This is a genomic window from Vibrio sp. 10N.237.312.B06 (assembly GCF_041464685.1).
In the GTDB taxonomy this organism is placed as follows: domain Bacteria; phylum Pseudomonadota; class Gammaproteobacteria; order Enterobacterales; family Vibrionaceae; genus Vibrio; species Vibrio tasmaniensis_A.
Window position 1 is genome coordinate 17,390 of the sequence record NZ_JBFSPI010000011.1, and the last position, 21,020, is coordinate 38,409.

At 45.1% G+C, this 21,020-nt stretch carries 20 protein-coding genes; 2 read left to right on the top strand and 18 right to left on the bottom strand.

Features of this window, described 5'->3' with window-relative positions; genetic code table 11:
* Positions 1–1,545, top strand: a complete 1,545-nt coding sequence (ilvA, locus tag AB6C75_RS04765; RefSeq protein ID WP_372107097.1) for a threonine ammonia-lyase, biosynthetic — start codon at positions 1–3, stop codon at positions 1,543–1,545.
* Positions 1,546–1,641: 96 nt separating this feature from the next.
* On the opposite strand, the gene punR is transcribed toward ilvA, so the two are convergent.
* The gene (gene punR / locus AB6C75_RS04770) at positions 1,642–2,556 is read right to left on the bottom strand and encodes a DNA-binding transcriptional activator PunR (protein ID WP_372107099.1); all 915 of its coding nucleotides are present in this window, start codon (positions 2,554–2,556) and stop codon (positions 1,642–1,644) included.
* 163 nt (positions 2,557–2,719) lie between these two features.
* Here punR and punC point away from each other — a divergent pair, with 163 nt between their 5' ends.
* The gene (gene punC / locus AB6C75_RS04775; protein WP_372107101.1) at positions 2,720–3,931 is read left to right on the top strand and encodes a purine nucleoside transporter PunC; all 1,212 of its coding nucleotides are present in this window, start codon (positions 2,720–2,722) and stop codon (positions 3,929–3,931) included.
* 123 nt (positions 3,932–4,054) lie between these two features.
* On the opposite strand, the gene glmU is transcribed toward punC, so the two are convergent.
* The 17 genes from glmU to yidC form a co-directional block, all read right to left on the bottom strand.
* Positions 4,055–5,416: a bifunctional UDP-N-acetylglucosamine diphosphorylase/glucosamine-1-phosphate N-acetyltransferase GlmU gene (gene glmU, locus AB6C75_RS04780; RefSeq protein WP_029223764.1), complete on the bottom strand. Its 1,362-nt coding sequence runs from the start codon at positions 5,414–5,416 to the stop codon at positions 4,055–4,057.
* A gap of 182 nt (positions 5,417–5,598) precedes the next feature.
* A complete protein-coding gene (locus tag AB6C75_RS04785) occupies positions 5,599–6,021 on the bottom strand; it encodes a F0F1 ATP synthase subunit epsilon (protein WP_004735742.1) in 423 nt (140 codons plus the stop codon).
* An 18-nt stretch (positions 6,022–6,039) separates the two neighbouring features.
* Complete coding sequence (gene atpD / locus AB6C75_RS04790; protein ID WP_009848119.1) at positions 6,040–7,443, bottom strand: F0F1 ATP synthase subunit beta; 1,404 nt, start codon at positions 7,441–7,443, stop codon at positions 6,040–6,042.
* A gap of 34 nt (positions 7,444–7,477) precedes the next feature.
* A complete protein-coding gene (gene atpG / locus AB6C75_RS04795; protein WP_009848120.1) occupies positions 7,478–8,344 on the bottom strand; it encodes a F0F1 ATP synthase subunit gamma in 867 nt (288 codons plus the stop codon).
* A 48-nt stretch (positions 8,345–8,392) separates the two neighbouring features.
* Entirely contained in the window at positions 8,393–9,934 is a 1,542-nt protein-coding gene (gene atpA, locus AB6C75_RS04800; protein WP_009848121.1) for a F0F1 ATP synthase subunit alpha, read from the bottom strand.
* A 13-nt stretch (positions 9,935–9,947) separates the two neighbouring features.
* A complete protein-coding gene (gene atpH, locus AB6C75_RS04805; RefSeq protein ID WP_009848122.1) occupies positions 9,948–10,481 on the bottom strand; it encodes a F0F1 ATP synthase subunit delta in 534 nt (177 codons plus the stop codon).
* 15 nt (positions 10,482–10,496) lie between these two features.
* Entirely contained in the window at positions 10,497–10,967 is a 471-nt protein-coding gene (atpF, locus tag AB6C75_RS04810) for a F0F1 ATP synthase subunit B (RefSeq protein WP_010433231.1), read from the bottom strand.
* Positions 10,968–11,026: 59 nt separating this feature from the next.
* A complete protein-coding gene (atpE, locus tag AB6C75_RS04815) occupies positions 11,027–11,284 on the bottom strand; it encodes a F0F1 ATP synthase subunit C (RefSeq protein ID WP_004411110.1) in 258 nt (85 codons plus the stop codon).
* 49 nt (positions 11,285–11,333) lie between these two features.
* A complete protein-coding gene (gene atpB, locus AB6C75_RS04820) occupies positions 11,334–12,131 on the bottom strand; it encodes a F0F1 ATP synthase subunit A (protein WP_009848124.1) in 798 nt (265 codons plus the stop codon).
* Between the two features lie 8 nt (positions 12,132–12,139).
* Complete coding sequence (locus tag AB6C75_RS04825; RefSeq protein ID WP_008221392.1) at positions 12,140–12,529, bottom strand: F0F1 ATP synthase subunit I; 390 nt, start codon at positions 12,527–12,529, stop codon at positions 12,140–12,142.
* Between the two features lie 192 nt (positions 12,530–12,721).
* Positions 12,722–13,603, bottom strand: a complete 882-nt coding sequence (locus AB6C75_RS04830) for a ParB/RepB/Spo0J family partition protein (protein ID WP_372107104.1) — start codon at positions 13,601–13,603, stop codon at positions 12,722–12,724.
* A 23-nt stretch (positions 13,604–13,626) separates the two neighbouring features.
* Complete coding sequence (locus tag AB6C75_RS04835) at positions 13,627–14,400, bottom strand: ParA family protein (RefSeq protein ID WP_009848126.1); 774 nt, start codon at positions 14,398–14,400, stop codon at positions 13,627–13,629.
* Between the two features lie 14 nt (positions 14,401–14,414).
* Positions 14,415–15,047, bottom strand: a complete 633-nt coding sequence (gene rsmG, locus AB6C75_RS04840) for a 16S rRNA (guanine(527)-N(7))-methyltransferase RsmG (protein WP_009848127.1) — start codon at positions 15,045–15,047, stop codon at positions 14,415–14,417.
* A complete protein-coding gene (gene mnmG / locus AB6C75_RS04845; protein ID WP_012605106.1) occupies positions 15,047–16,942 on the bottom strand; it encodes a tRNA uridine-5-carboxymethylaminomethyl(34) synthesis enzyme MnmG in 1,896 nt (631 codons plus the stop codon). The genes rsmG and mnmG overlap by 1 nt, the downstream gene beginning before the upstream one ends.
* A gap of 480 nt (positions 16,943–17,422) precedes the next feature.
* Positions 17,423–17,857, bottom strand: coding sequence for an FMN-binding protein MioC (gene mioC, locus AB6C75_RS04850; protein WP_009848129.1), 435 nt, complete (start codon positions 17,855–17,857; stop codon positions 17,423–17,425).
* Between the two features lie 50 nt (positions 17,858–17,907).
* Complete coding sequence (gene mnmE, locus AB6C75_RS04855) at positions 17,908–19,269, bottom strand: tRNA uridine-5-carboxymethylaminomethyl(34) synthesis GTPase MnmE (protein WP_029222947.1); 1,362 nt, start codon at positions 19,267–19,269, stop codon at positions 17,908–17,910.
* A gap of 129 nt (positions 19,270–19,398) precedes the next feature.
* Positions 19,399–21,018 carry a membrane protein insertase YidC gene (gene yidC / locus AB6C75_RS04860; protein WP_009848131.1) on the bottom strand — a complete coding sequence of 540 codons (1,620 nt, stop codon included), beginning with the start codon at positions 21,016–21,018 and terminating at the stop codon, positions 19,399–19,401.
* Between the last annotated feature and the right edge of the window lie 2 nt (positions 21,019–21,020).

The following is a 21,020-nucleotide window of genomic DNA, read 5'->3' on the forward strand; positions in this document are numbered from 1 at the left end:
ATGAGTGATGACACCTCCAGCCCCCAAAAACAAACTGGCGCAGATTATCTGCGTCAGATCCTGAGAGCACCGGTTTACGAAGCAGCTATCGTGACACCTCTGCAGGATATGCCACGTTTAAGCGCGCGCATTGGTAATCAGGTTCAGCTTAAACGAGAAGACCGTCAGCCGGTGCACTCGTTCAAGCTACGTGGTGCCTACAACATGGTATCAAGCCTTTCTGAGCAGCAAAAAGCCGCAGGTGTGATTGCGGCATCGGCGGGTAATCATGCTCAAGGTATGGCACTGTCTGGCTCTAAGTTGGGTATTCAAACCACGATCGTGATGCCAAAAACGACGCCGGATATCAAGGTTGATGCGGTACGCGGATTTGGTGGTAATGTGGTTCTGCACGGCAGTAATTTCGATGAAGCAAAAGCGGAAGCGGAACGCCTATCGGCTGAACATGGCTTCACCTTTGTTCCTCCTTTCGATCACCCACTGGTGATTGCAGGGCAAGGTACTATGGGCATGGAGATGCTGCAGCAAAACGGTCACATGGATTATATCTTTGTGCCAGTTGGTGGTGGTGGCTTAGCCGCTGGTGTTGCAGTGCTTATCAAACAACTGATGCCAGAGATTAAAGTGATTGCGGTAGAGCCTGAAGACTCAGCTTGCTTGAAAGCAGCACTGGATGCGGGTGAACCAGTGGTACTGGATCAGGTCAGCATGTTTGCTGATGGTGTTGCGGTTAAACGCATTGGTGAAGAAACCTTCCGTCTTTGCCAACAGTACATTGATGGTCATATTACAGTCTCTAGCGATGAAATCTGCTCTGCGGTAAAGGACATCTTTGAAGACACCCGTGCAATTGCTGAGCCTTCAGGAGCGCTTGCTCTGGCAGGCCTTAAGAAGTTTTCAGAACAAAACCAACTGCAAAATAAGCAACTAGCAACGGTATTGTCTGGTGCGAACACCAACTTCCACGGTCTGCGTTATGTCTCTGAACGTTGTGAATTGGGTGAGAAGCGAGAAGGTCTACTTGCGGTGACTATTCCAGAGCGACAAGGTGCGTTCCTAGAGTTCTGTAACATTATTGGTGGTCGAGCGGTGACTGAGTTTAACTACCGCCACAACGACGAAAGCCTGGCGAATATCTTCGTTGGTGTACGTCTACAAGGTGGACAAGAAGAACTCGAACACATCATCAATGACCTACGTGAGGGCGGCTACCCAGTTGTCGACTTGTCTGATGACGAGATGGCAAAGCTGCACATTCGTTACATGATTGGCGGTAAACCATCGAAGCCATTGAAAGAACGTCTTTACAGCTTTGAGTTCCCTGAATACCCAGGGGCATTGATTAAATTCCTTGATACCTTAGGGACTCACTGGAATATCAGCTTGTTCAACTATCGTAACCATGGTGCTGATTACGGTCGCGTGCTGTGTGGTTTTGAGCTTGGTGATGACGATTTGGCTCAGTTCTCTACGCACTTAGAAGAACTCGGCTACCAATGCAAAGATGAAACCGATAACCCTTCCTACAAGTTCTTCTTGTCATAAGAGTTAACGACCGAATCAAAAAGAGCGAGTATTTACTCGCTCTTTTTATGGGCGAGACTAAAACCTAACCCGAATGATCTTCAACGGATCACATCATTAGATCGCTTTGCGATGATCCAACCAATCTTGGTGAAGCTGTTCACTCGATCCTAAATACTTAACCATCCACTCGATCAACTTATGGTTGTCGTCTTTACGCCACACTAAGCAGCAATGACTCTGCGGGCTTGGCTCAGGTAATATTTTTTCTACCAGCAAACCTTGCTCAATAATAGGTGCGGCGATATGCCTTGGCATGTAACCCACCCCTACACCATTTTTAAGGCATTCTATTGCGCTGTACCAATTAGGCAATAGTAGACGTCTCTGACTTGCATAATGGCCAGTGTGACGCTTAGGCAGCACGCTGGAGGTATCATCCAAACATATTGTTGGGTATTGACTGACAAAGGCTTCATTAAGGTTTTGCTCTCGCACACACGGGTGACTGGGTGACATCACAAATGCCCAATCTAACCGCCCCATATCCTTAACTTCAAAGTCACCACCAACCGGAATCGCCGAGGTTGCACCAATCACGACATCCGCCCTGCCCTGTGCAATGGCTTCCCAAGAGCCGTTAAACACTTCCATGTTAATCTGCAGCTCAGCGAACTCAAAGGTTTGATAAAACTCTTCAATCATAGGCTTCATCTTGTCGAGCTTAACCACGTTATCAAGCGTTAGGCGCAAGGTTTTCTTCCAACCACGCGCTGCTCGGCGAGTCTGGGCACTGAGTTCTTCCATCTGTCTCAGCAGTTGACGAGCCTCTTCAATAAACAGCTCTCCTGCAGGTGTCAGCTCTACTTTTCTTGGTAAGCGTCTGAAAAGTAGAACATCAAGCTCTTGCTCTACCTGCCTAACCCCATAGCTGATCGCTGAGGGCACTTTGTGCAACTGTTCAGCAGCTGCGGTAAAACTACCCAAGCGCGCCACAGTGTCGAGCATTTCTAACGAGGATTTAGAGAACATAAGCCTTCAAATTTTTTGATTGATAACTACATATTTTAGCGTTTTATTTTATCAGCTCTGAAAAATAGAATGTCAGCATAAATAAACAGGGGCTCTCACTTCTGTATATCAAACAATTTTTTTGATGATAAAAACATCATTACCTTTAGTTTAATGGCACCTTATGAATATTTCTAAATTTCAATTAGTCTACCTTGCAGTTCTTTCAATGCTTGGCTTTATTGCAACTGATATGTACCTTCCTGCATTTAAGGCAATGGAAGTTGATTTCGCAACCGGCCCAGAGCAAATTGCTCTGTCTCTAACTGTATTCCTTGGTGGTATGGCAATGGGTCAGCTTCTTTGGGGTCTGGCGAGTGACAAGTATGGTCACCGCAATACGTTGGCGGTTGGTCTTGTTATCTTTACTGCAGCTTCATTTGGCTTAGCATTCAGTACCGAAGTATGGCACCTACTGACACTGCGCTTCATTCAAGCGATCGGTGTATGTGCGCCTGCGGTAATTTGGCAAGCAATGGTAATCAAGCGTTACTCTCAGAGCAGTAGCCAGCAAATTTTTGCGACTATCATGCCTCTAGTAGCGCTATCTCCAGCATTAGCACCGCAACTGGGTGTGTTGCTAGCAGACAGCTTTGGTTGGCACAGTATCTTTATCACACTGACGCTAATGGGCGCATTGTTGATCGCAACGACCATGGCTCAACCAAAAGAAGTGCCAGAAGTAAAACAAACGTCGATCAAAACCGATATCAAAGCACTGCTTCATTCAAAGCCTTACATGGGTAATGTGTTGATGTTTGCTTCAGCGTCAGCAGCGTTCTTCGCTTACCTAACCGGTATGCCAGAGATCATGGCTCAACTGGGTTATGAAGCAAAAGACATCGGCTTGAGCTTTATTCCACAGACAATTGCATTCATGGCGGGTGGTTACTTCGGTAAGCAGGCAGTGAAGAAGTATGGCGATGGTGTCGTACTAAGAAATCTTATTGGTTTGTTTAGTGTTGCCGCATTACTGATTTTCATTGCATCACAATGGGAACTAACGTCAATCTGGCCTCTACTTGCGCCTTTCTGTTTGATTGCTGTCGCAAACGGCGCACTTTACCCAATCGTAGTAAACCGTGCCCTATCAAGCGCTAAACAAAGCCCAGCAACAGCTGCTGGCCTACAAAACAGCCTGCAAATCAGCATCAGTGGCCTATCAAGTGCATTGGTCGCAGCAATGGCTAGCCAAGCACTAAGCGCGACGGGTATTGCAGTTGTGATTTGTTTGGGTGCATTGTGGGTTGGCTATATTGTTTCGAACAAAGAGCTTTCTGAACACTTCGCGACACCAGACAACTCTCGAGTGGTCGCTGACGAGAAACAAGACTAGTTTCTAGGTTAAAGAAAACAAAAAGAGCGAGATTAATCGCTCTTTTTTTTATATCTAGATATCTAAGAAAAACCAGTAGCAGTGCTATTAGCTCTATCGCAGTCATCTGCTTTATAGTTGAGGCTACTTTTTCTTAGTCGGACGCTGCCAGTTGGCAATTTTACGTTCTTTCGCACGACTAATAACAAGCTCGTTCTCAGCAACATCACGAGTCACCGTTGAGCCCGCACCGACAGTTGCGCCGTTGCCAATAGTAACAGGTGCGATTAATTGGCTGTCTGAGCCAACAAATACGTCATCGCCAATGATGGTCTTAAACTTGTTCGCGCCATCGTAATTACAAGTGATAGCACCCGCACCCACATTTACACGTTGACCGATCTCAGCATCACCTAGGTAAGTAAGGTGATTCGCTTTAGAACCCTCACCAAGACGAGTGTTCTTCACTTCAACAAAGTTACCTACATGCGAATTGTTGCGCATGTCAGCACCTGGACGTAAGCGAGTAAATGGACCAACCGTACAGTCTTCACCAATTGTCGCACCTTCGATTACGCTATATGGGCGAACGATAGTGTTGTCATCAATCTCACAGTCTTTCAATACACAACCAGTGCCGATAACCACATTATCGCCAATGCTTACACTGCCTTCGATGATAACGTTAGTATCAATCTCAACATCCATACCACACTGCAATTCACCACGTAGATCAAAGCGGCTTGGGTCACGTAACATTACGCCTTGCTTTAATAACTTGTCTGCTTGTTCAGCTTGGTAAGCGCGCTCTAGACGAGCCAGTTGAGAGCGGTCGTTCACGCCTTCAACTTCAATTGGGCTTACTGGATGTACAGCCTCAACCGCACGACCTTCATCGTGAGCAGCTGCAATAACGTCTGTCAGGTAATATTCACCCTGTGCGTTATCGTTGCTTAAGCCAGACAACCAACGTTTCAGATCGCCACCAGTAGCCACCATAACGCCAGTATTAATCTCTTTGATAAGCTTCTGCTCATCGGTTGCATCTTTTTGCTCAACGATAGCGACAACCGGGCCATTGCGACGAATGATACGACCGTAGCCCATCGGGTTATCTAGAACGACAGTAAGTAGTGCGATACCACCGTTTGGTTGAGCGTCTAATAGGTTTTCAATAGTTTCAGGAGAGATTAGTGGAACATCACCGTATAGCACCAATACTTTTTCATCATCAGCGAAATGTGCAGATGCTTGATCTACAGCGTGACCAGTACCTAGCTGCTCAGCTTGCAGTGCCCAATTTACAGACTCTTCAGCTAGAGTAGCCTTCATCTGATCACCACCGTGGCCGTAAACCAGGTTGATATTTTGAGCGCCTAAACCATTACATGTATCGATAACATGCTTCACCATTGGCTTACCCGCTAGCGTGTGCAGAACCTTTGGTGTGTTTGAATACATGCGAGTGCCTTTGCCCGCCGCGAGAATCACTGCGCTAAACTTCATTGTAAACCTATCCAACAGTATTTTTATTAAGCCGATATTGTAACCGTTTTTGGCAAAAAAATTAAATCACAATAACCATTTAACCAGTAGTGGTGCTTAAAAGGTGCATTTTTCAGAACCTAAAAATGCAAAAAGGCGACCCTTAGGTCGCCTTTATCTCAGAGTCTATAATCTTAAAAAGATTAACGACGCTGCTTTGTCAGTTCGATAACTCGTAACTGAGCAATGGCTTTAGCCAGTTCACCGGCCGCTTGTGCGAAGTCTATGTCGCCATGCTGATTTTGGATATTCTCCACAGCCTTGCGTTTAGCTTCTTCCGCCTTTGCTGCGTCTAGCTCTTCACCACGGATAGCTGTATCAGCCAGTACAGTCGCTGTACCAGGCTGAACTTCTACCATACCACCAGAAACATAAATAATTTCTTCGTGGCCGTGCTGCTTAACAATACGCACCATACCAGGCTTGATAGCGGTCAGCAGTGGAGTGTGACCATGGAAAATACCAAGCTCACCCTCACTACCGGTCACCTGAAACGTCTCAACAAGACCAGAGAAAATTTGTTTCTCGGCACTTACAACGTCTAGGTGAAAGGTTATTGCTGCCATATCGCCTCCTAGTTAGCCTTATAGCTTCTTAGCATTCTCGATAGCTTCGTCAATTGCACCACAGTACATGAACGCTTGCTCTGGAATGTCATCGTATTCACCAGATAGAAGACCTTGGAAGCCACGTAGAGTCTCTTTAAGAGGTACGTAAACGCCTGGGTCACCTGTAAATACTTCCGCTACGTGGTAAGGCTGAGTTAGGAACTTCTCAATCTTACGAGCACGAGATACAACTTGCTTATCTTCTTCAGATAGCTCGTCCATACCTAGGATAGCAATGATATCTTTCAGCTCTTTATAGCGCTGAAGAGTAGACTGAACGCCACGAGCGATGTCGTAGTGTTCTTGTCCAACTACCAATGGATCCAGTTGACGTGAAGTAGAATCTAGCGGGTCGATCGCTGGGTATAGACCCATAGATGCGATGTTACGGTTAAGTACAACCGTTGCATCCAAGTGAGCGAACGTTGTTGCTGGAGACGGGTCAGTCAAGTCATCCGCAGGTACGTATACCGCCTGTACAGACGTGATAGAACCAGCTTTAGTTGACGTGATACGCTCTTGTAGAACACCCATTTCTTCAGCTAGTGTAGGTTGGTAACCTACCGCAGAAGGCATACGACCTAGAAGCGCTGATACTTCAGTACCTGCTAGTGTGTAACGGTAGATGTTATCAACGAACAGTAGAACGTCACGACCTTCGTCACGGAAGCGCTCTGCCATTGTTAGACCAGTCAGTGCAACACGTAGACGGTTACCTGGTGGCTCGTTCATCTGGCCGTAAACCATCGCTACTTTTGATTCTTCAGGTTTTTCGATGTTTACAACACCTGCTTCCTGCATCTCAAAGTAGAAATCGTTACCTTCACGAGTACGCTCACCTACACCTGCAAATACAGATAGGCCTGAGTGTTGAAGTGCGATGTTGTTGATAAGTTCCATCATGTTAACGGTCTTACCTACACCAGCACCACCGAATAGACCGATTTTACCACCCTTAGCGAATGGACAAATCAAGTCGATTACTTTAACACCAGTTTCTAGAAGAGCTGTCTCGTTAGACTGCTCTTCGTAGCTTGGAGCTTCACGGTGAATGGCGTAATGCTCTTCAGCACCAATCTCGCCACACTCATCAATCGCGTCACCTAGGACATTCATGATACGACCCAATGTCTTAGTACCTACTGGTACTGAGATTGGAGCGCCAGTATTTTCAACTGTCAAACCACGACGTAAACCATCAGAGCTACCCATTACGATTGCGCGAACTACGCCACCGCCAAGTTGTTGCTGAACTTCAAGAACTAGACGCTCTTTCACTTCATTAACATTCAGAGCATCGTATACACGAGGTACTTCGCCCTGTGGGAACTCTACGTCGACTACCGCACCGATGATCTGTACGATCTTACCTGTAGCCATCGTTAATCCTCTAACTATTTAGTTTTACCTAAGCTTAAACCGCAGCTGCGCCTGAAACGATCTCAGAAAGTTCTTGTGTAATCGCCGATTGACGGGCTTTGTTATACACAAGTTCTAAGTCATCAATAATGTCACCAGCATTATCTGTTGCTGATTTCATTGCAATCATTCGAGCCGCTTGCTCACAAGCAAGGTTCTCGACCACACCCTGGTACACTTGAGATTCGACATAGCGAACCAATAGTGCATCTAGTAGTGGCTTTGGCTCGGGCTCATAAATGTAGTCCCAAGAATGACTGCGTTTCATTTCTTCGCTGTCTGATTTAGGCAAAGGAAGTAATTGATCGATCGTTGGTTCTTGAACCATAGTGTTTTCAAACTTGTTGAACACTACGAACAGGCGATCTAGTTCGCCTTCATCATATTTCTTCAGCATAACGCTCACAGAGCCAATCAAGTCTTCGAGGCTTGGACGATCGCCCAGACCAGAAACTTGAGCTGCTACTTTCGCGCCGCTGTTGTTGAAAAATGCTGTTGCTTTAGAGCCTACAATTGCAAGCTCAACATCAGCACCTTTCTCAGACCAATCTTTCATGTCGTTCATGGCTTTCTTGAACAAGTTAATGTTCAAACCACCACAAAGACCACGGTCTGTAGAAACGATGATGTAACCAACACGTTTGGCTTCACGTTCCTCAAGATAAGGATGCTTATACTCGAGGCTACCATTAGCCAAATGACCGATCACTTTACGCATTGTTTCTGCATATGGACGAGTAGCTTCCATTGCGTCTTGAGAACGACGCATTTTTGAAGCTGCTACCATTTCCATTGCTTTCGTAATCTTCTGTGTGCTTTTAACACTACCGATTTTATTACGTATCTCTTTTGCGCCGGCCATCGTTACTCTCCGTTAATGGTATGAGGTGGCCCTAAGACCACCTACCAATTACCAGGTCTGGGTTGCCTTGAAATCGTCAACAAGCTTCTTCAGCTCAGCTTCGATTTCTTTGTTGAAAGCACCCGTTGCGTCGATCTGTGTTACTAGATCAGCGTATTGACCACGAGCAAACGACAGTAAAGCAGCTTCAAAGTCTAGAACTTTAGAAAGTTCAACGTCTTGAAGGTATCCACGCTCTGCAGCGAAGATTACTAGAGCTTGGTCAAATACAGACATAGGAGCGTATTGCTTCTGCTTCATCAGTTCTGTAACTTTTTGACCGTGGTCTAGCTGCTTCTTAGTCGCTTCATCAAGATCCGAAGAGAACTGAGCAAATGCTGCAAGTTCACGGTATTGAGCTAGAGCAGTACGGATACCGCCAGATAGCTTCTTGATGATTTTAGTCTGCGCCGAACCACCTACACGAGAAACTGAGATACCTGGGTCAACAGCTGGACGTACGCCCGCGTTGAATAGCTCAGTTTGTAGGAAGATCTGACCATCAGTAATCGAGATTACGTTCGTTGGTACGAATGCAGATACGTCACCAGCTTGCGTTTCGATGATAGGAAGAGCTGTTAAAGAACCAGTCTTGCCTGTCACTTCGCCGTTAGTGAATTTTTCTACGTATGCTTCGCTTACACGAGCTGCACGCTCTAGTAGACGAGAGTGAAGGTAGAAAACATCACCTGGGAACGCTTCACGACCTGGTGGACGCTTAAGTAGTAGCGAGATTTGACGGTAAGCGACAGCTTGCTTAGATAGATCATCATAAACAATCAGTGCATCTTCACCGCGATCACGGAAGTATTCGCCCATCGCACAACCAGCATACGGTGCAAGGTATTGCAGCGCTGCAGATTCAGAAGCCGATGCAACAACAACAACAGTGTTTGCTAGTGCGCCGTGCTCTTCTAGTTTGCGAACTACGTTAGCAATAGTCGACGCTTTTTGGCCGATAGCTACATAGATAGAGAAAATACCAGAATCTTTTTGGTTAATAATCGCATCGATCGCCATTGCTGTTTTACCAGTCTGACGGTCACCGATTACTAGCTCACGTTGACCACGACCGATAGGGATCATTGAGTCAACAGACTTGTAACCAGTTTGAACAGGTTGATCTACCGATTTACGGTCGATTACACCTGGTGCGATAATTTCTACAGGCGAAGTCAATTTAGCTTCGATTGGACCTTTACCATCAATTGGCTCACCTAGCGTGTTTACAACACGACCAAGCATTTCAGGACCTACTGGTACTTCTAGAATACGACCAGTACCTGTAACTTTCATGCCTTCCTGTAGGTCAGCATACGGGCCCATTACAACAGCACCAACCGAATCACGGTTCAAGTTTAGTGCTAGAGCGTAACGGCCACCCGGTAGTTCGATCATTTCACCTTGCATCACGTCCGCTAGGCCGTGGATGCTAAGGATGCCATCGCTTACAGAAACGATAGTACCTTCATTGCGAGCTTCACTAACAACGTCGAAAGATTCAATACGTTGTTTAATTAGATCGCTAATTTCAGTGGAATTAAGTTGCATGCTCCAATCCCCATTAAGACTGCAATGCATCGCTCAGGCGGTCTAAACGACTGCGCGCTGAGTTATCGATGACTAGGTCTCCGGCTCGAATAATAACTCCACTAAGTAGAGTCTCATCTATACTGCAATTCAGCTGAACTTTGCGCGCTAAGCGCTGTTCCAATTTGCTGCTAATCTCTGCACGTTGCTCTTCAGAAAGTTCTACCGCTGAAGTTACTTCAACGTCGATCTCTTTCTCATACTCTTTTTTGAGTATAAAGAACTCTTTACAAACATCAGGAAAAGCCATTAAGCGGCCATTCTCTGCCATCACTTTAATTAAGTTCTGACCGAATTCATCAAATTGTTCGCCACAAATTACAATGAATACTTCAGCTAATTTTTCAGCAGTCATAGAACCGCTTAATAAATTGTGAACATCATCATTTTGTGCCACTTCGGCAGCAAAAGTAAGCATTTGACCCCATTGGTCTAGCTCACCTTTATCTACCGCAAAGTCAAACGCTGCTTTAGCATAGGGGCGTGCGATTGTAGTCAAATCAGACATATACAGCCCCTTGCTTTAAAGTTTTGCAGTAATGTTGTTAAGAAGATCATCGTGTACATCTTTATCGATTGTACGTTCAAGGATTTTCTCAGCACCAGCTATAGCCAGAGTTGCGACTTGTTTGCGCAGGTCATCACGGGCACGTGTACGCTCTGCTTCAATTTCTGCTTCAGCTTGCGCTAAGATCTTCTGGCGTTCTGCCTGAGCCTCTTCGCGTGCTTCATCAATAATTTGAGCTTTACGTTTGTTTGCCTGATCAATAACCTCAGTTGCAGTGCGCTTTGCTTCTTTCATTTGCTCAGAAGCGTTGGCTTGTGCCAGGTTCAAGTCTTTAGCAGCGCGTTCAGCGGCTACTAGACCGTCAGCAATTTTTTTCTGACGTTCTTCAATTGCTTGCATGATTGGTGGCCATACATATTTCATGCAGAACCAAACAAACAGTGAAAAAGCAATTGCTTGACCTAGCAGAGTTGCGTTCATATTCACAACAGCTACCCCTCGTTAAGAATCAACTACAAAAATTTAATTAACTATTTAGAAGTTAATTAGCCTGCTAGTTGACCAACAAATGGGTTAGCAAACGTGAATAGTAGTGCGATTACGATACCGATCATTGGAACAGCATCCAATAGACCAGCGATGATGAACATCTTAACTTGTAGCATTGGAGCCATTTCAGGTTGACGCGCAGCGCCTTCTAGGAATTTACCACCAAGAATAGCAAAACCAATTGCAGTACCTACGGCACAAAGACCAACAATGATAGCAACAGCGATTGCTGAAAAACTTAGTACAGTTTCCATTTACGTTCTCCGATTAACATTAATAGTTAGAATAAAGCTTAAAAATTTTTTAGTGATCACTATCTTCATGAGCCATTGATAAGTAAACGATTGTCAACATCATGAAAACAAACGCTTGAATCAAAATAACCAAGATATGGAAGATAGCCCAAGGTAGTGCACCTACCCATTGTAAGTACCACGGTAGCATTGCCGCGATAAGAATAAACACCACCTCACCCGCAAACATATTACCAAATAAACGCATACCTAGAGATAGTGGCTTCGCTAATAACGAAATTACCTCAAGTACCAAGTTAAATGGAATCATGATTGGGTGATTAAATGGATGCAGTGCCAATTCTTTAGCAAATCCGCCTAGACCTTTCACTTTGATGCTGTAGTAGATCATCAGAGCAAAAACACCTAAAGCCATTGCCATTGTTATATTAACATCAGCTGTAGGAACCACTTTCAAGTAAGGGATACCTAGCCAATGCTCTGCAGGATATGGTAAGAAATCGATAGGCACTAAGTCCATCAAGTTCATAATGATAATCCAGCAGAATATAGTCAGTGCTAGTGGGGCAATCAGAGGGTTGCGGCCATGGAAAGTTTCTTTAACGTTGTCACCAACGAATTCCACTACCATTTCAACAAAACACTGAAGCTTACCAGGTACACCTACTGTTGCTTTCTTAGCGACTGAGCGAAAAACCCAAAGGAATAACATCCCTGTCAACACCGAAAAAAACAGACTGTCTATATGTACGTTCCAGAAACTTGTCTCCTCTACAAGACCAAACTTAGCTAAAGAAAGGTTTTGTAAATGGTGTTCAATGTATCCGGATGCTGTTGGCGCAGCCATAACTCATCCTATTTTTTATTGTTAATGAAAAGCACTGGCGCAAAGATATTAATACCTAGAACCAGTAAATAGGTCAGTTTGAGGGGAATTAATTCCACCTGCATATACATGTAGACGATAGAGAATAGTAGAACTGTGATTAAGATTTTGAGCGCTTCACCTGCATAGAACGACGCCGCAACTAACTTAGTTGCGCGAGCTCCACAAAATAGAAAAGCACACACACAAAAAACTACATTCGCGATGACAAAAATACCGCCACCGATTAATGCAGCAAAACCCCAATCAGGATTAACAGCTAAACCTAACCCTATCGCCACTAATATAACCGCGCTAAGCTCGATCAATAACATTTGCTTTGCAAGCACTCGTCCTGGTCTTGCTAACGCCGCTACCATGTATTCGTTCCTCTTTTAAGCCTACTTTGATACTCGCTTAAAAGCGTGCTGATAAATTGGCGAAAATTATACGTTCAGCCAAATTGATTGCAATAAGAATGCAGCAATCATTTACATTTTTGTATACAAACCGACAACTTTTGTACGAAATCACTTGTTCATTACATAATTGACCTAAATCAATTATCTCACTTAGTACTCTAATTTAGCAATAAGTTGATCTAATTTGTGAGGCTCATCAAGAGTAATTGTCACTTTTGACTTCCCACTAACAGAACGAGTAACTGAAACGTTTGCTTGCAATTTTTCCGTGAGTCTTCGTGAAAGTTCGATAGCTTCAGTGTCTTCTTGCTTCGATTCTGATTCAACGTCTGGCTTTAAGCACTTTTTAACAAGCTGCTCAGTTTGACGCACGGTCATTTTTTTGGCTGCCGCAGTGTTTGCTGCCTCAACCTGGGTATTGCCTTCGAGCGCAAGCAATGCTCTAGCATGCCCCATTTCCAGGAGTTTGTTGGAAACTAAACTTTTTACTTCATTTTCGAGCTGATTTAGACGCAATAAGTTACTAACCGTTGCTCTCGATTTACCGATCACTTCAGCAACTTTTTGATGTGTCAGCTCAAATTCGTTCTGCAAGCGCTCTAACGCTTGTGCTTCTTCGATAGCATTCAAGTCTTCACGCTGAATGTTCTCGATCAATGCCATCGCAATCGCGGCCTTGTCTTCGACTCTCTTAATTAGACATGGCACTTGCTTAAGGCCAGCTTGACGAGCAGCTCTCCAACGACGTTCGCCAGCAATAATCTCAAACTGGTCGTGTGCTAAGGGGCGTACAACGATTGGCTGAATAATACCTTGAGATTGGATTGATGCTGCCAGCTCTTCTAGCGCTTCCGGCGCAATATCCTTACGCGGTTGATATACACCTGGCTTTAAGCAACCAACAGCCAATTCGATAAGCTCACCATCAGCCGACAACGCCTGACTATAAGAAGCAACTTGCTGCTTTTCACGAGCTAATGAGCTAGTTGCAAGCAATGCATCTAGCCCCTTTCCTAAACCACGCTTAGACATTGAGCGAATTCCTTTGGTTGGACCTATACTGGGACTTCTTCACGACGTAACATTTCGCCAGCAAGAGCAAGGTATGCCTTAGCTCCTGCAGAATATTTGTCGTAGTACATTGCTGGCTTGCCATGACTCGGCGCTTCTGCCAGACGCACATTTCTAGGGATCACAGTTCGATAGACTTTGCTACCGAAGTGCTTTTTGAGTTGATCAGATACTTCGTTCGATAAGCGGTTACGAGGATCGTACATAGTACGCAGAAGGCCTTCAATCTTCAGATTCTCATTTACCACTGCAGCGAGCTTGCTAATGGTATCCATCAACGCAGTCAAACCTTCCAGAGCAAAGTATTCACATTGCATAGGAACCAATACGGAATCGGCCGCAGCCATCGCATTAATTGTAAGAAGATTTAATGACGGTGGGCAATCGATAAAGATGAAATCATAGTTATTACGAATGGATGCCAACGCGTTCTTTAGGCGAACTTCACGAGCAAACACTTCCATCAATTTGATTTCTGCCGCTGTAACATCACCATTTGCGGCGATAAGGTCATAATTGCCAGATGTACTTCGGCAAACTACCTCATCAAATGGGGTGTCTTCAACCAGCAAATCGTAAGCAGTTGCTTCAACCTGATACTTGTCAACACCGCTCGCCATCGTGGCATTACCTTGAGGATCGAGGTCAACAACCAATATCTTGCGCTTTGTTGCCGCCATTGATGCTGCCAAGTTAATGCAAGTTGTTGTTTTTCCTACGCCACCCTTCTGGTTGGCAATTGCTACGATTTTACCCACTATGGCCTCGCTGATTATCCCTGACGCGATAAAGTAACTAGATGACGCTCTCCATCAAGCTCTGGCACTTGCAAAGCTTTAATGTCTGTCACTGAACACCATTCAGGTAACAGGTCGATTTCGTCTCTAGGATGTTGTCCCTTAAGAGCCAAAAATACACCGGATTGCTCTTTAGGTAAATGATGACACCACTCTACCATGTCTGTCATTGATGCAAATGCGCGACTGAGCACGGCATCAAACTTTTCTTCTGGTTGAAATTCTTCAACGCGGCTTTGAATCGGCACCACGTTGTCGATCCCCAGCTCATGAATCACTTGCTTGATAAAGCGAATACGCTTACCCAAGCTGTCTAGCAAGTAAAACTCGCAGTCAGGATTCATGATTGAGAGCGGAATCCCAGGAAGGCCAGGGCCTGTGCCAACGTCAATAAAGCGCTTGCCTTGTAAGTGAGTGCTAACAATGATGCTATCTAAGATATGTTTCACCATCATTTCTTGCGGATCACGAACTGACGTCAGATTGTATGCTTTGTTCCACTTGTTTAGTAACTCAACGTAGCCAACCAATTGGCTGCGTTGCTTTTCAGATACTTCAAGTTCAGTCTGGCCAATCAGGTGATCCAGTTTTTCGCGTAATGCGCTCATTATGCTTCCTCACCTTTTTTCAACAGGCCGTGTTTTTTCAAGTAAACCAACAGAATTGAAATTGCAGCAGGTGTGATACCTGAGATTCGCGATGCAATACCAATTGAGTCTGGTTTAGCGGTAGTTAGTTTTAGAACCACTTCGTTAGAAAGCCCTTTTACCTTACTGTAATCGATGTCAGCCGGCAGTTTGGTGTTTTCATGACGCAGTGATTTTTCAATTTCATCTTGTTGACGTTGGATATAGCCATCGTACTTCACTTGGATCTCAACTTGCTCAGACGCTTGTTGATCTTCCAGTGCAGGACCAAAACGATCCAACGACGTTAGCTGTGAATAAGTCATTTCAGGACGGCGAAGAAGATCTTCACCACTCGCTTCTCGAGACATTGGTGTTTTCAGGATCTGGTTCAATTGATCAATATCTTCAGATTTTGGATTAATCCATGTTTCTTTAAGACGTTGACGCTCTTTCTCCATGTTTTCCATCTTCTCGTTGAATCGCGTCCAACGAGCATCGTCGACCAAGCCAAGTTCACGTGACTTTTCAGTCAAACGGATATCAGCGTTGTCTTCACGAAGCAACAAGCGGTATTCCGCGCGAGATGTAAACATTCGGTACGGTTCTTTGGTACCCATTGTCGACAAGTCATCGATAAGTACACCCATGTAAGCTTGATCGCGGCGTGGGCTCCAGCCCTCTTTGCCTTGCGTAAACAAACTCGCATTCAAACCGGCCATTAAGCCTTGTGCTGCAGCTTCTTCGTAGCCAGTGGTGCCATTGATTTGCCCCGCAAAGAACAACCCCTTAATAAACTTGGTCTCGTAAGTCAGTTTAAGATCGCGAGGGTCAAAGAAATCGTACTCTATCGCGTAGCCAGGACGAACTATGTGTGCGTTCTCAAAACCTTTCATTGAGTGAACGATTTTTACCTGAACATCAAACGGTAAACTGGTTGAAATACCATTCGGGTATAACTCGTGCGTCGTTAGGCCTTCAGGCTCAATGAAAATTTGGTGACTGTTTTTATCAGCAAAGCGCATCACTTTGTCTTCAATCGACGGACAGTAACGAGGGCCAATACCTTCAATCACACCAGCGTACATAGGGCTGCGATCGAGGTTGGCACGAATAACGTCATGCGTATTTTCGTTAGTGTGCGTGATGTAACATGGAATCTGACGCGGCTGCTGAGCTCGGTTACCCATGAATGAGAAAACCGGAGTCGGATTATCGCCGTGTTGAACCTCAAGCTCAGAAAAATCAACGCTGCGTGCATCGATGCGAGGAGGTGTACCCGTTTTCAGGCGATCAACACGAAATGGAAGATCACGAAGACGGTCAGCGAGCGCGATCGATGGTGGATCACCCGCACGTCCACCCGATGAACTTTCCATACCAATATGAATCTTACCGCCTAGGAATGTGCCTACCGTTAAGACCACAGCATTAGCGCGGAATTTGAGGCCCATTTGCGTAACCACACCCACCACTTGATCTTGTTCAACGATCAAGTCATCAACCGACTGTTGGAACAGAGTTAGGTTTGGTGTGTTTTCAAGAACATTACGGACAAAGGCTTTGTAAAGTGCGCGGTCAGCTTGTGCACGAGTTGCACGTACCGCAGGGCCTTTTGATGCGTTTAATGTTCTGAACTGAATACCTGCATGATCAATAGCTTGCGCCATTAATCCACCCATAGCATCGACCTCTTTTACCAAGTGGCCCTTACCGATCCCGCCAATGGCTGGGTTACAAGACATCTGTCCCAACGTATCGATATTATGAGTTAGTAATAACGTACTTTGACCAGTACGTGCAGATGCGAGTGCGGCTTCCGTTCCTGCATGGCCACCACCAACAACGATGACGTCAAATTTTTCGTGATAAAGCATGAACCGACCTCAGGTACTCAAACGTTTCTAGATTGATAAAAAGGAGCGATATTCTACCTGTTTTCATAGCTTGAGAAAACGTTTTTGGAATTTTTCGAAAAAGCTGTTTTTAATTAATATAGATAAGATCTTTAGATAGATCTTTTATTAGATCTATTATTAGGACCGAGGGTGTCTGTGGATAAGTAGAAAATGATCAACAAGATCATGGATCTTTTTTGGATCAAAGGGTGTGATCTAACTTTGATCATAATGAGGATTAGCTGGGATCAAAATGGCTACTTATACACAAGGGGAAATTACCTAGAAAGTTGTTATTTGGATAACTATAGGTTGATCACCGTATATGTATGATCTTATCCACAGATGAAATTGAAAAAAAGGGCATGTATTTCGATTTATTTTCAAAAAAGTTATTCACAATCACGATTTTCAGAGACAAAAAAAGCGGCATAAGCCGCTTTTTAGAATGTTGAGGTGTTAAAACTGGTCACTATGATCGTTAAACCATTCCTCTGCAGCATCTTCTGGGACCGGTGTTTCAAGAACATCGATGGTAAAACAGCCAGAAATCGCTTGAGCACCGAGCTCTTTTAGTTGGCTGTGGACTGATTTACCTGCCAAACAGAAGGTATCGTAGCTCGAATCTCCAAGCGCCACTACAGCAAAGCGAACCTGGCTTAAATCTGGAGATTGCTGGGTCAATGCGTCGATAAACGGCTTAATATTATCTGGAAATTCACCGGCACCATGAGTTGAAGTGACCAACAACCAAAAGCCTTGTTGGGGGATATCATCGTATTCAGGCTGATTATGGAGGGTTATTTCATGACCTTGCTCTTCAAGAAGATCATTAAGGTGATCGCCAACGTACTCTGCACCACCTAAGGTGCTGCCTGTAATAATGTGGATCATTAAGCTGTCCTTACTAAAGAAGAAGGCCAGCATGAGCCGGCCTTTTAAGGTTATTTACCAATACAGAATGAAGAAAAGATGCGACCTAAAAGATCGTCTGAACTGAACTCACCCGTGATCTCATTGAGGTGCTGCTGAGTAATTCGAAGTTCTTCCGCTAAAATCTCACCTGCCATGTAGCCTTCAAGCTGCTGTTGGCCGATATCTAGGTGTTCTGATGCACGTTCTAGGGCATCTAAGTGACGACGACGTGCCATAAAGCCACCTTCATGACCACCAGCAAAGCCCATACAATCCTTTAGATGACTACGCAGAGCATCGACACCTTGGCCGGTTTTGGCTGATAAGCGAATCAGGGTTGGATCGTTAACATGACAAATGCCTAACTCTTCACTGGTTTGATCCGCTTTATTACGAATTACCGTCATTCCGATGTTGTCTGGTAGACGATCAACGAAATCTGGCCAGATATCTTTCGGGTCGGTTGCGTCTGTTGTTGTGCCATCAACCATAAATAAAACTCGGTCTGCCTGAGCTATTTCTTCCCAAGCACGTTCAATACCGATTTTTTCTACTTCATCAGAGGCCTCACGTAGGCCTGCGGTATCAATAATATGCAGTGGCATGCCATCAATATGGATATGTTCACGCAGTACATCACGCGTAGTGCCGGCAATATCAGTCACAATAGCAGATTCTTTGCCTGACAATGCATTTAATAGGCTCGATTTACCCGCATTTGGGCGACCTGCAATCACGACTTTCATACCTTCACGCATGATGGCACCTTGATTGGCTTCTTGGCGCACAGCTTCGAGATTGTCGATGATAGCCTGTAAGTCAGCACTTACTTTACCGTCAGCAAGGAAATCAATTTCTTCTTCAGGGAAGTCGATAGCCGCTTCAACGTAGATTCTTAGATAAATTAGGGAATCTACCAGTGTATTAATACGCTTAGAGAATTCACCTTGCAGGGATTGTAGTGCAGATTTCGCCGCTTCTTCTGAGCTTGCGTCAATCAGGTCAGCAATCGCTTCGGCTTGAGTTAAATCCATCTTGTCGTTTAAGAAGGCACGCTCTGAAAACTCACCTGGACGCGCAGCTCGCACGCCTGAGATCGCGAGGATTCGTTTGATTAGCATATCCATCACCACCGGACCGCCGTGGCCTTGCAGCTCTAACACGTCTTCGCCAGTAAACGAATGCGGGTTAGGGAAGAAAAGCGCGATACCTTGGTCGAGTTCGATGCCATCGTGAGATTTAAACGGCAGGTACTCAGCGTAGCGAGGCTTAAGTGTTTTTCCTGTTACTTCTAGGGCAACCTGAGTCGCCAATGGGCCGGAAACGCGGATAATACCGACGCCACCACGGCCTGGCGCGGTCGCTTGAGCAACAATCGTATCTGTAGTCATAGGTGTGCCTGCTAGCATGTGAAAGCCAAAGAGGGCGTTCACGATTAATCAATTAGCTGAATTGTAATCAGCTAAAAACAAAAAGGCGACCTTTTGGTCGCCTTTCTTTATCTCTTTCTATTATCGAACTTACTTAGAATGTAAGCCTTTCTTTTCCAGTGCGCGGTAGATAAGCGTTTGCTGAATTAGAGTTACGATGTTCGATACTAGCCAGTAAAGAACCAGACCTGAAGGGAAGAACAGGAAGAAGAATGTGAACATAACCGGCATAAAGGTCATGATCTTCTGCTGCATTGGATCCGTTACAGTTGTCGGGCTCATCTTCTGGATTAGGAACATTGAAGCACCCATCAGAAGTGGCAAAATGTAGTATGGGTCTTGTGCTGAAAGGTCAGTAATCCAACCGAAGAACGGTGAGTGACGCAGTTCAACAGACTCCATTAGTGCCCAGTATAGCGAAATGAAGATAGGCATTTGAAGAAGGATAGGTAAACAGCCACCTAGTGGGTTTACTTTCTCTTTCTTGTAAAGCTCCATCATTTCTTGGCTCATGCGTTGACGGTCGTCGCCAATACGCTCACGCATTGCAGTCAGCTTAGGCTGAAGCATACGCATTTTCGCCATAGACGTGTACTGAGCTTTCGTTAGTGGGTACATAGCACCACGAACGATGAAAGTTAGACAGATGATTGCCAGACCCCAGTTCACAACGATGCCTTGAATAAATGAAAGCAGAGTATGAAGTGGTTTAGCAATGAACCATAACCAACCGTAGTCAACTACTAGGTCTAGGTTTGGTGCAACAGCAGCCATTTGGTCTTGAAGTTTAGGACCAACCCAAAGCGTTGCTTTGAAGCTTGCTTCGTCGCCAGTAGCGATGGTTTTGTTCGGCATGCGAACACCGATGTCGCCAAGGTTACCAATTACACGAGTGTAAAGGTTGCTGCCTGCTTCGTCGCGTGGAATCCAAGCACTTGCAAAGTAGTGTTGAATCATCGCTGCCCAACCTTGACCGTTTGCTAGGTTAAGAGAAAGGTTGCGATCTTGCATGTCGTCGAAGCTGTATTTTTTGTAACGCGTATCTTCCGTAGAGTAAGCACCACCACGGTAAGTTGGCATTGTTAGGCTACCACCGTCATCCATAACGTTTTGACGTAGGTGAGCGTACATGCCGAATGTTGCGTTATTGCCAGAGTTGTTGACTACATCGTATTCAACGTCAATCGCGTAGCTGCCGCGCTTAAGGACGAATGTTTTTGTGTAATCCAGGCCGTTCGCTTGGTAAGTCATTGGGATGCGTAGTTCATCTTGACCTTCAGCCAACGTGAAGCTGTCTGCTGAAACCGTGTAGCTAGGGCGGTTAGTGCTGCTTAAATCGATACCTTGAGGACCCACTAGACCGCTTTGAGCGATAAATTGGTGACCAGGCTCGTTTTTAAGAAGAACAAAAGTATCTTCAGAATCGAACTCAGCAGAGTAATCGTTTAGGTTTGCTGTAACGACATCACCACCAACCGTATCAATTGACAGAGTCAGAACATCAGTTGTTACTGTGATAGTTTTAGCAGAAGCAACTTGACCAGGAGCCGGGTCTAGATCATCTGCATAAGATGGCGCTGGTAGGGTGCTGCCAGATTGTGCCTGCTCAACCGCTTGTGGAGCTGGGTTCTGAGCTACGTTCCATTGTTGGAACAGTAGGAAAGAAACCAAAGCCAATGCGATTAACAGGATATTACGTTGAGAATCCATCG

Bases quoted from the DNA above. Each gene is read 5' to 3' on its own strand.
- ilvA (WP_372107097.1), top strand. From the start codon at position 1: ATGAGTGATGACACCTCCAGCCCCCAAAAACAAACTGGCGCAGATTAT.
- punR (WP_372107099.1), bottom strand. From the start codon at position 2,556: ATGTTCTCTAAATCCTCGTTAGAAATGCTCGACACTGTGGCGCGCTTG.
- punC (WP_372107101.1), top strand. From the start codon at position 2,720: ATGAATATTTCTAAATTTCAATTAGTCTACCTTGCAGTTCTTTCAATG.
- glmU (WP_029223764.1), bottom strand. From the start codon at position 5,416: ATGAAGTTTAGCGCAGTGATTCTCGCGGCGGGCAAAGGCACTCGCATG.
- AB6C75_RS04785 (WP_004735742.1), bottom strand. From the start codon at position 6,021: ATGGCAGCAATAACCTTTCACCTAGACGTTGTAAGTGCCGAGAAACAA.
- atpD (WP_009848119.1), bottom strand. From the start codon at position 7,443: ATGGCTACAGGTAAGATCGTACAGATCATCGGTGCGGTAGTCGACGTA.
- atpG (WP_009848120.1), bottom strand. From the start codon at position 8,344: ATGGCCGGCGCAAAAGAGATACGTAATAAAATCGGTAGTGTTAAAAGC.
- atpA (WP_009848121.1), bottom strand. From the start codon at position 9,934: ATGCAACTTAATTCCACTGAAATTAGCGATCTAATTAAACAACGTATT.
- atpH (WP_009848122.1), bottom strand. From the start codon at position 10,481: ATGTCTGATTTGACTACAATCGCACGCCCCTATGCTAAAGCAGCGTTT.
- atpE (WP_004411110.1), bottom strand. From the start codon at position 11,284: ATGGAAACTGTACTAAGTTTTTCAGCAATCGCTGTTGCTATCATTGTT.
- atpB (WP_009848124.1), bottom strand. From the start codon at position 12,131: ATGGCTGCGCCAACAGCATCCGGATACATTGAACACCATTTACAAAAC.
- AB6C75_RS04825 (WP_008221392.1), bottom strand. From the start codon at position 12,529: ATGGTAGCGGCGTTAGCAAGACCAGGACGAGTGCTTGCAAAGCAAATG.
- AB6C75_RS04830 (WP_372107104.1), bottom strand. From the start codon at position 13,603: ATGTCTAAGCGTGGTTTAGGAAAGGGGCTAGATGCATTGCTTGCAACT.
- rsmG (WP_009848127.1), bottom strand. From the start codon at position 15,047: ATGAGCGCATTACGCGAAAAACTGGATCACCTGATTGGCCAGACTGAA.
- mnmG (WP_012605106.1), bottom strand. From the start codon at position 16,942: ATGCTTTATCACGAAAAATTTGACGTCATCGTTGTTGGTGGTGGCCAT.
- mioC (WP_009848129.1), bottom strand. From the start codon at position 17,857: ATGATCCACATTATTACAGGCAGCACCTTAGGTGGTGCAGAGTACGTT.
- mnmE (WP_029222947.1), bottom strand. From the start codon at position 19,269: ATGACTACAGATACGATTGTTGCTCAAGCGACCGCGCCAGGCCGTGGT.
- yidC (WP_009848131.1), bottom strand. From the start codon at position 21,018: ATGGATTCTCAACGTAATATCCTGTTAATCGCATTGGCTTTGGTTTCT.